The following is a 7535-nucleotide window of genomic DNA, read 5'->3' on the forward strand; positions in this document are numbered from 1 at the left end:
CATTCGAAGATGGCGCGGATCGGCAGGTCGATGCCGAAGGCGGGACGGATGCGGCCGATCAGCCGCGTGGCCAGCAGGGAATCGCCGCCAAGGGCGAAGAAGCTGTCGTCGATGCCGATCTCGGGGGGGCCCAGCACCTCGGCGAAGAGCTCGGCCAGGGCGGCCTCGGTCGGGTTGCGCGGCGCGCGGCGGGGTCCGGCCTCGGCTTCGGGCTCGGGCAGGGCGCGGCGGTCCAGCTTGCCGTTGGGGGTCAGCGGCAGGGCCTCCATCGCCACGAAGGCGGCGGGGACCATGTAGTCGGGCAGCGCCTCGGCCAGCGCGCTGCGCAGGGCGTCGCGGTCCGGCTGGCCGACGACATAGGCCACCAACTGCTTCTGGCCGGGGCGGTCCTCTCGTGCGATGACGGCGGATTGCGGATGTCCCGCGCGGGCGATGGCGGCCTCGATCTCGGCGGGTTCGATGCGGAAGCCGCGGATCTTGAGCTGCTGGTCGGCGCGGCCGACGAACTCGACCTGCCCGTCCTCGCGCCAGCGCGCCAGATCGCCCGAGCGGTACATGCGCCGGCCGGGCGCGAAGGGATTGGCGAGGAAGCGCTCGGCGGTCAGGTCGGGCCGGTTCAGATAGCCCTGCGCCAGACCCGAGCCGGCGATGTAGAGCTCGCCCACGACGCCGATCGGGACAGGGTGGAGGGACGCGTCGAGGATGGCGATCTGGCCATTGCGCAGCGGGCGGCCGATGACGACATCCTCGCCCGTCACCTCGGCGAAGGTCGAATCGATGGTGCCTTCGGTCGGGCCATAGGCATTGAAGGCGGTGACGCCGGGCAGCTGGACCGAACGCCATTGCGCAGGGCTGACCGCCTCGCCGCCGAAGGCCACGATGCTGGGATATTTCTGGTCGCCCTCCAGCAGCCCGATCTCGCGCAGCTGTTCGAAATGGGTCGGGCCGACATCGATGGCGTCGATCTGCCGGTCGCGGCAATAGCTTACCATGCGGAAGCCGTCGCGGCGGTCGTCGTCGGACAGCACGTGCAATTCGTGGCCCGACACCATCCATAGCAATCCGGCAAGCGAGGTGTCGAAGCTGAAGGGCGCACTGACGGCCATGCGCAGCCGGCGGCCCCTGGCTTCGCGCATGGGGTCGTAGAAGGCGCCGCGATGCTGGGCAAGCAGGTTCGCGATATTGCCCTGGGCGATCCGGACGCCCTTGGGCTGGCCGGTGGATCCCGAGGTGAAGATGACATAGGCCAGATCGCCCTCGGTCGCGACGGGCAAGCCCCTTGCATGATCGGGCAGGGCGGCCAATTGCGTTCGGGTGATTTCCTCGTCCAGCAGGATCCAGCGGCCCTCCAGCCCATCCAGCCGCCGCGAGGCCGCAGCCGAGCCGAGGATCAGCCTGCAATCGGCGCGCTGCGCCATGTCGCGCAGGCGTTCATCGGGCTGGTCCAGGTCCAGCGTCACCCATGCCGCGCCGCTGCGGGCGATGGCCAGCATGGCGATCACGCCTTCCGCGCCGCGCGGCAGGGCGATGGCGATGGTCTGTCCCGGCGCGGCGCCATGCGCCACGAGATGCCGGGCAAGGCGGTTCACGCGGGCCGACAGCGTGGCCCAGTCCAGATGCAGATCCTCGCAGACCAGCGCGATCTGGTCGGGTGTTGCGGCAGCCTGCGCCTCGAAGGCCTCGATCAGCGAGGGAGCGGGACGGTCATCGCGCGGGCCGGCGATCAGCGATGCCTCGCCCTCCTCCAGCAGGCTCAGCCGGGCAAGGCGCTGATCGCTGTGCCGGGCCAGCAGTTCCAGCGCCGCCACGAAGCGACGGCGCAACCGGTCGGCGCGATCCTGGGCGATCACGTCGGGGCGGGTGCTGAACTTGACCTCGAAGCGCTCGCCCGGCGTCACGCCGATGCTGACCGGATAATGCGAGGTGTCGCCGCCGCGATTGCCGCTGAACCGGGCCTCCAGCCCGGCCTGAGGGGCGTCGCCCATCGGATAGTTCTCGAACACCACCAATGTGTCGAAGAGGCTGCCCTGACCCACCGCCTTCTGGATCTGCGCCAGACCCAGATGGTCGTGATCCATCAGCACGGCATGTTCGCGCTGGATGCGCCGCAGGGTGTCGGCCAGGGTTTCGGCCGGCCGCAGGGTTAGGCGCAGCGGAATGGTATTGATGAACAGCCCCACCATCTGCTCGATCCCCGGCAGAGCGGCCGAGCGCCCCGAGGTGGTCGAGCCGAGAACCACGTCGTCGCGACCCAGCTCGGTCCGCAGGACCATGGCCCATGCGGTCTGGATCAGCGTGTTCAGCGTCACGCCGAGATCGCGCGACAGCGCCTGAAGCCCGGTGCCGAGGTCCTCGGGCAGGTAATCAACATGCAGCCGCGCCGGGGCCTTGGCGACCACGCCCCCGGCCAGCAGCGCCGGTTGTTCCAACCCCTCGAAGGCGTCATGCCAGGCGCGCATCGCCGCCTGCTCGTCATGCGTATCAAGCCAGGCCAGATAGTCGCGCCATGCCGGGATCGCGGGCAGGGCCGCGTCGTCGCCATCCGCGTGATAGAGCGCCAGAAGATCGTGCAGGAACAGCGGCGTGGACCAGCCGTCCATGATGATGTGGTGACTGGTCAGAACCAGATGGTGGCGCTGCGCGGTTTCCCGCGCCAGGGTGAAGCGCAGCAGGGGGCCCTGGTGCAGGGGCATGGGCTGTGCCATGTCCTGATCCTGCAAGGCTGCAAGGGCGGCTTCGGCGGGACCGTCCAGCGTCACCTGCCGCCACGGCAGCCGGGGGGATGCCGGGATCACCTGCACCGGCCGATCCAGCCCTTCATGCAGGAAGCTGGCCGTCTGGCCGGGGTGGCGGGCCAGCAATGCCCTGGCCGCGCGGCGCAGCCGGTCGGGATCCAGTTCACCGTCCAGCGTGAAGGTGATCTGCGTCAGATAGATATCCTCGGCATCGCGATCATAGAGCGCGTGGAACAGGAAACCCTGCTGCAGCGGCGACAGCGGCAGGATCTCGGCCACCGGGGCGTGGCTGGTCTCGATGGCGTCGATCTGGCCCTGGTCCAGCGCGCAGCCATGCAGATCCGAAGGGGTCAGCAGCCGTCCCTCCGATGTCGAGCAGACCTCGGCGATGCGGCGCAGGGCAGCCAGCCACAGCTCTGCCAGTTCGGCGATGTCGTGAGAGCCGAACAGATCGCCCGCCCAGGTCCAGTCGGCCTGCAGCCGCGGAGATTCGCCCATGATCAGCGCGTTCAGTTCCAGCGCGTGGGCCAGCGGCTGGCCGGGCGCGCCGCCCGACAGCGCCATCCCTTCCGGCGCGATCCTCCAGCCGGACAGATCGCTGCCGGACTCGAACCGGCCAAGGAAGTTGAAGCCCATCTCGGGCGTGGGATGGTCGGCCAGCGTCGCGCCTTCGGCCGTCAGGTGGCGCAGCAACCCGTAGCCGATGCCGTTTTCGGGGATGGCGGCCAGCGTTTCCTTGACCGATTTCAGCGCCGTTTCGATGGCCGGGGCGGGCAGCCGGGCCGGATCGCCCGGCAGGCCGACATCCAGATGCAGGGGGAACAGGCTGGTGAACCAGCCGAGGCTGCGCGACAGGTCGGCACCGGGCAGAATGTCCTCTCGTCCGTGGCCCTCGACATTCAGCGTCAGCCCGGCATGGCCGTGCCAATGGGCGACGGCCAGCGCAAGGCCGGTCAGCAGCACATCGTTCATGCCGCCGTTGATGCGGCGCGCGGCATGGGTCATCAGCGCCTCGGTGGTGGCGGCGTCCAGCGACACATGCAGCAGGGATTGCGCGCCGAAGCGATCCCTGGCCGGGTCGAGCGGTCGTTCCGCCAGCGGCTGTTGCCGTCGTCCGGCGATGTCGTGCCAGAGCGGCAGCTGGTCCAGCCGGTCGCGCGCGGCACCGGGCATTGCCAGCGCCCATTCGCGGAACGGGGTGGCGATGGCGGCAAGGGACGGGGTTTCGCCATTCGCGCGCGCGGCAAGCGCCTCGGCCAGATCCGGCAGCAGGATGCGCCACGAGACGCCATCGACGGCAAGGTGGTGGATGGTCAGCAGCAGTCGCGCCTGATCCCCCGCCCGGAACAGCACCGCCTGCATCAGCCGGCCCTGCTGCGGGTCCAGCCGGGCGGCTGCCTCGGCGGCGGCGGCCTTCAGGCCGATCTCCCATTCGCTGCCGTTCAGCGCGGCCACCCTGGTCACCGTCAGGACATTCGCCTGTTGCGCGATCTCCGGGATATGCATGGCGTTCGTGCCGGCGACGCGGGCACGCAGGATCGGGTGATGGGCCAGCAGGTCGTTCAGCGCGGCGGACAGCGCGTCGGGGTCGGGGGCCGGCATCTCCAGCAGCACCGATTGCTGGAACCGCGACCAGTCGCCGCCCTGCGCAACCATGTCCAGCATGATCGGTGTCATCGGCAGATCGCCGGTCGCGGGAACGGCGGGGCGCACATCGGTGTCGGCAGGCGGCTGCGCGACCAGGGCCAGAGCGGCCACGGTCTGCTTCTGCACCACGTGGCGCGCGCTGATGGCGATGCCTGCCTTCCTGGCGCGTGCGACCAGCTGGATCGAGGAGATGGAATCGCCGCCAAGGGCGAAGAAGCTGTCGTCGATGCCGATCTCGGGGGTGCCCAGGACTTCGGCGAAGAGCTCGGCCAGGGCGGCCTCGGTCGGGTTGCGCGGCGCGCGGCGGGGTCCGGCCTCGGCTTCGGGCTCGGGCAGGGCGCGGCGGTCCAGCTTGCCGTTGGGGGTCAGCGGCAGGGCCTCCATCGCCACGAAGGCGGCGGGGACCATGTAGTCGGGCAGCGCCTCGGCCAGCGCGCCGCGCAGCGCGTCGCGGTCCGGCTGGCCGACGACATAGGCCACCAGCTGCTTCCGGCCGGGGCGGTCCTGGCGTGCGATGACGGCGGATTGGGGATGGCCGGCGCGGGCGATGGCGGCCTCGATCTCGGCGGGTTCGATGCGGAAGCCGCGGATCTTGAGCTGCTGGTCGGCGCGTCCGACGAACTCGACCTGCCCGTCCTCGCGCCACCGCGCCAGATCGCCCGAGCGATACATGCGCCGGCCGGGCGCGAAGGGATTGGCGAGGAAGCGCTCGGCGGTCAGGTCGGGCCGGTTCAGATAGCCCTGCGCTAGGCCCGAGCCGGCGATATACAGCTCGCCAACAACGCCGACAGGAACAGGGTGGAGTGACGCGTCGAGGATGTGGAACTGCGCGCCTTTCAGGGGCCGCCCCATCGTCACCTCGGCGCTGTCGGCCAGATGCGCCAGGCTGGCATCGACGGTGAATTCGGTCGGGCCATAGACATTGCAGGCGGTGATGCCAGGCGTTTCGCGCAGGCGTTGCCACAGCGCCGGGGACATGCCTTCGCCGCCCAGCAGGACCACGCGCGGGGCGGCCTCGCCCTCCAGCAGGCCGCAATTGCACAGGGCCTCGAAGAAGGTGGGGGTGCTGTCGATGAACTGGATCTTGCGGTGATGCAGATGCGCCACCAGCGCCGGGCCGTCCTGCCGGGTCTCGTCGTCGATCAGGTCGACCTCGTGCCCGGCGACAAGGACCAGCAATTCCTCGAATGCCGCATCGAATTGCAGCGGTGCGGTCAGGGCGGCGCGCATCGGGCCCTCGATCCCGGCATCGCGCGCCAGCATGTGGTAGAGCGGTTCCTGCTGATGGGCCAGCATGGCGATCGCGGATTGCGGCACCACGACGCCTTTCGGCCGTCCGGTCGAGCCCGAGGTGAAGATCACATAGGCCGCATCGTCGGGCCGGATCGGCCGGGGCAGCTCTGCCTGCGCCAACGGGGCGTTGTCTTCCGGGTCTTTCGGCGGCTCATGTTCCAGCGCGATGACGGGACAGGAGAAATCCAGCCCCTCTGCTGCGGGACCGTGGGTCAGGGCCAGGTCCGGGGCGAATTCCGCGACCATATCGGCCGCGCGGGCGGCAGAGGCTGCCGCGTCGATGGTGACGAAGGCGGTGCCGGTGCGGAAGGCCGCAAGGATCGCGACGATTGCCCGGTCCGAGCGGGTGACGGCCAGCGCGACCCTGCGACCCGGCCCGGCACCCTGGGCCAGCATCGCACGGGCCAGCCGGTTGACGCGCGCATCAAGCTGCGCCGCCGTCCATGCCCGATCGCGGAACCGCAGCGCCGGGGCGTCGGGTGCCAAGACCGCGCGATCGGCGAAACGCTGTCCGATCAGCCGGTGATCGAAGTCCAGCGGCCCGCCCTGGGCCAGGGCAAGAAGCTGGTCCTGCCGGGATTGCGGCAACAGCGCGGGGCGCGAAATGGGCTGGGCGGGGTTGTCCAGCATCGCCGCGATCATTCCCGTGAAGGCATCGCGGATGCGGATTGCCGTCGTTTCGTCAAGGATGTCGCTGGCATATTCCAGCACGACCTCGAGCCCGGCCGGCGTGCCGTCCGGGGCGGTCGCGTCGAACACGTCGAGGCTCAGGTCGAATTTGGCGACCTCGGGCAGCAGGAACAGATTTTCGCTGCCCGCACTGCCAAGCCGGGGCGTGATCCGGTCCAGGGGAGTCAGCGACAGCATCACCTGAAACAGCGGATGCAGATCGGGGCGGCGGGGCAGATCGAGCCCCTCGACCACCAGATCGAAAGGCAGGTCGGCATGGTCGAAGGCCGCCAGGTCGGCATCGCGCAGGCGGGCCAGCAGGGTGGTGAAATCGGGATGGCCCGAACAATCGGTCGGCAGCGCCAGCGAGTTCACGAACATTCCGACCATGTCGGCCAGCGCCGGGTCGTCGCGCCCCGCGACAGGCGTGCCGATGGCGAAGTGCGTCGATCCGCCAAGGCGGTGGAGGACCGCCGCGAGGGCGGTATGCAGCACCATGAACAACGATGCGTCATGCATCCGCGCCAGCCGCGCTAGCCCGGCATGGGTTTCGCCGCCCAGCCGGAATGTCAGGCTGTTGCCGCGGTAATCCGGCGCGCCGATCCGCGCGCGGTCAGCGGGCATCTGCATCTGTTCCGGGATGTTTTCGAGGGCCTGTTTCCAGAATTCCAGTTGCCTTGCATGTCGGGATCGGGGATCGTTCGGGTCGCCCAGCAGCTTGCGGTGCCACAGGGTGTAGTCGCCATATTGCACCGGCAGCGCGGGCCGGTCGGGGGCGCGGCCGTCCAGGCGGGCGGCATAGGCGGCGGACAGGTCGGCTGCCAGCGGCGCCATCGAGGCCCCGTCTGCGGCGATGTGATGCAGGACCAGCAGCAGCACATGTTCCCGATCGCCCAGCCGGAACAGGGTCGCGGCCAGCGGCAGGCCGGCCGCCAGGTCCAGCACCTGCGCGGCGCCCTCGGCCAGCGCCGCGTCCAGTGCTGCGGCGCCGATATCGCGGCGCTGCAGGACCAGCGAGGCGCTGTCCAGCACCTCCTGCCGGGGGGTGTCGCCGGCGGGGAAGCGGGTGCGCAGGGCCTCGTGGCGGGCGATCACGTCGTTCAGCGCGGCCTGCAGGGCATCGGCGTCCAGATCGCCCTCGATCCGCAGCGCCATCGGGATGTTGTAGGTGGCCGAGGGTCCCTCCAGCTG

At 70.0% G+C, this 7535-nt stretch carries 1 protein-coding gene; it reads right to left on the minus strand.

The genetic code is table 11. From position 1 onward, the window contains the following. Positions 1-7535: non-ribosomal peptide synthetase (locus C9E82_RS23295; RefSeq protein ID WP_122449406.1), on the minus strand; the 7535-nt coding region annotated here is incomplete at both ends.

Source organism: Paracoccus sigandri, from assembly GCF_003709565.1.
GTDB classification, from domain to species: domain Bacteria; phylum Pseudomonadota; class Alphaproteobacteria; order Rhodobacterales; family Rhodobacteraceae; genus Paracoccus; species Paracoccus siganidrum.